The organism is Methylobacterium sp. WL18 (assembly GCF_008040015.1).
Classification (GTDB): domain Bacteria; phylum Pseudomonadota; class Alphaproteobacteria; order Rhizobiales; family Beijerinckiaceae; genus Methylobacterium; species Methylobacterium mesophilicum.
In genome coordinates this window covers 1-3,109 of the sequence record NZ_VRVD01000558.1, presented here as the reverse complement: position 1 = coordinate 3,109, position 3,109 = coordinate 1, and the positions used below count along the sequence as shown (strand labels likewise).

At 72.2% G+C, this 3,109-nt stretch carries 3 protein-coding genes; all 3 read right to left on the bottom strand.

The annotated features are described in order from the left end of the window. Nucleotides 1–819: ABC transporter ATP-binding protein (locus FV228_RS24925; RefSeq protein ID WP_147857007.1), on the bottom strand; the 819-nt coding region annotated here is incomplete at its 3' end. A 194-nt stretch (nucleotides 820–1,013) separates the two neighbouring features. Next, nucleotides 1,014–2,441 carry a dihydropyrimidinase gene (hydA, locus tag FV228_RS24920; protein ID WP_147857006.1) on the bottom strand — a complete coding sequence of 476 codons (1,428 nt, stop codon included), beginning with the start codon at nucleotides 2,439–2,441 and terminating at the stop codon, nucleotides 1,014–1,016. A 206-nt stretch (nucleotides 2,442–2,647) separates the two neighbouring features. Beyond that, on the bottom strand, nucleotides 2,648–3,109 hold a 462-nt coding region (locus FV228_RS24915), incomplete at its 5' end, for a helix-turn-helix domain-containing protein (RefSeq protein ID WP_147857005.1).

Here is a 3,109-nt window from a genome sequence, read left to right as displayed (position 1 = left end):
GTACTCGACCGCGACCACCCGGGCCGGCAGCGCCTCCGGGCCGGCCTCGGCGCCCAGCCGCATCCGGTCGGCCCGCACCGCGATCATCCCGTCGGGCAGGCGGATCACGTTGTGGCCGCCGATGAACCGGGCCACGAAGGCGGTGGCCGGCCGCTCGAACACGGTGCGCGGGTCGGCGGCCTGCTCGATCCGGCCGGCATTCATCACCACCACGAGGTCGGAGAGCGCCATCGCCTCCTCCTGGCTGTGGGTGACGTGGATGAAGGTGAGGCCGAGCTCGGTCTGGATCCGCTTCAGCTCGACCCGCATCCGCACCCGCAGGAACGGGTCGAGCGCCGAGAGCGGCTCGTCCAAGAGCAGCACCTTCGGGCCGGTGACGAGCGCGCGGGCGAGCGCCACGCGCTGCTGCTGCCCGCCCGAGAGCTGGGCCGGCAGGCGGCCGGCGAGGTGGCCCATCTGCACGAGGTCGAGCATCGCCATCGCCTTGGCCCGGCGCTCGGCCTTGCCGACGCCGCGCATCCGCAGGCTGAAGGCGACGTTGTCCCGCGCGTCGAGATGCGGGAACAGGGCGTAGCTCTGGAACATCATGGCGGTGCCGCGCTCGGCCGGCGTCGCGTCGCCCACAGCCTTCGGGCCGATCACCACGTCGCCGGCGCTGGCCCGCTCATGGCCGCCGATCATCCGCAGCGTCGTGGTCTTGCCGCAGCCGGAGGGCCCGAGCAGGCAGCAATAGGCCCCGGACGGCACCTTCAGGTCGATGGCGTCGACCGCGGTCGCCGCGCCGTAGCGCTTGGTCAGGCCGATCAGCTCGACATTCATGCGAGGCTCCCCCGGCTGCGGCTACAGGCGGCACATGGTTGAGGCACCTTCGCGCGCGAAGCCCGCGACGTGCCCCCTCTCCCGTGCGGGAGAGGGGACCAATGCCCGATCCGGCCGAGGATATGTCCGCGGCCTTGATCCAGCCTGGTCACCCCCAGCCTCGAACCGGGGAGCAAGGGCCGGGCCAGGGGCCGTCAGGCGCCCCGCCGCTCCGCCGGATCGACCGCCCGGTCGAGCACCCGGCCGCGGCCCGGCTCGGACAGGACCTTGCCGTCCTCGGCGATCACCTGCCCGCCCGCGATGGTCATCACCGGCCAGCCGGTGACCGCAAAGCCCTCCCAGGGGGTGTAGTCGGAGCCGTGGTGGAGGATGTCCTGGCGGATCGTCTCGCGCTTGTTCGGGTCCCACAGGGTCAGGTCGGCGTCGAAGCCCGGGGCGATCGAGCCTTTTCGCGGATACAGGCCGTAGAGCTTGGCGTGGTTGGTCGCGGTGAGCGCTGCGAACTGGTTGAGGCTGATCCGCCCCTTCGAGACGCCTTCGGAGAAGAACACCGGCAGCCTTGTCTCGACCCCCGGGATGCCGTTCGGGATCCAGCGGAACGAGGATTTGCCGCGCGGGTTCAGCTTGCCCTGCGGGTCGTCGTAGCGGAACGGCGAGTGGTCCGAGGAGACCACGTCGAAGATCCCGCGCTGGATGCCGGACCAGACCGCCTCCTGGCTGGCCTCGTCCCGGGGCGGCGGCGAGCAGACGTATTTCGCGCCCGCCATCGGGTCGTCGAGCCCGAGCCCCTTCATGTGCTCGGCCGTCAGGGTCAGGTATTGCGGGCAGGTCTCGGCCCGGATCTTCAGGCCGCGCGCTTGCGCCCACGCAATCTGCTCGGTGGCCTCGCGGCCGGAGACGTGGACGATGACGATCGGCAGGTCGATCAGCTCGGCATGGCTGATCGCCCGGTGCGCCGCCTCGCGCTCGACCACCTCGGGCCGGGACAGGGCGTGGCCGTAAGGCTTGGTCTCGCCCGCCCGCTCCAGCCGGTCGCTGAGATAGCGGATCGCGTCGTAGCCCTCGGCGTGGACCATCACCCGGGCGCCCTGCCGCCGCGCGACGTGGAACACGTCCAGCAGCTGGCGGTCGTTCAGGACCAGGTCGTCGTAGGTCATGAACACCTTGAACGAGGTGTAGCCGTCGGCGACCAGGGCCGGCAGCTCCTGGCCGAGCACTGCCTCGCTCGGGTCCGAGACGATCATGTGGATCGCCACGTCGACGTGGCACTGGCCTTCGGCCTTAGCGCGATAGGCGTCGACCGCGCCGCGCAGCGAGCCGCCCCGGGGCTGGACTGCGAACGGCATCACGCAGGTGTTGCCCCCGGCCGCCGCCGCCCGGGTGGCGCTGGCGAAGTCGTCCGCCATGACGATGCCGGGGCCGGGGTCCTGGGCGATGTGGACATGGCTGTCGATGCCGCCGGGCAGGACCAGCAAGCCGGAGGCGTCGATCACCCGGGCGGCGTCGGCGATGCCCTCGGCCACAGCCACGATCCGCCCGCCGCGCACGCCGACATCCGCCCGCACCGTGTCGCTCGCCGTGACCACCGTGCCGCCCCGGATGGCGAGGTCGTATTCGGGCATGGTGCGCTCTCCTCCGCGCCCGCGGGCGCCTGTCGGGACGGGCGGATGCATCGTCCGCGCCGATTCGAACGACGCGAGGAGGGCACAGCCGTCCGGCGGGGTCCAGAGTGCGCACGTCATGGGTTCCCAAAGGGCTCAGCCCTTTGGCAGGGGTTCGGGGGCGGAGCCCCTGAGAGACCAGGGCTCTGCCCTGGACCCAAGAAAGGTCACGGACCTTTCGAAACCGGGACTTGGGTTCGGAGTGTCGAGGGGGCGGCTTCGTGGAAGAGGCGCCAGACGCGACGCATGTGGCGGGCGGAGCCGAAGCCCGCGCGGTCGGCGACCTGCTCCAGGGCGAGGTCGGTCTGGGCGATCAGGTCCCGGGCCAGCGCGATCCGGGCGTGGTTCACGGCATCTGTCACGGTCATGCCGGCGTGGAGCCGGAACAGCCGGGCGAGGTTGCGCGGGCTCGCCCCGGCGAGGCGGCCCAAGATCTCGGGGGACCAGTCCCGGCCGGGCTCGGCCGCGATCGCGTCCTGGGCGCGGTGCACCAGCGGATGCAGATGGCTGCGGCCTTCGAGCCAGGGCGAGAGCTGCGGGTCGTCGGGCCCGCGCCGCATGTAGACGACCAGGTTCCGGGCCGCCGCCAGCGCCGCGGCCGGGCCGGCCCAGTCGGCGACGAGGTGGAG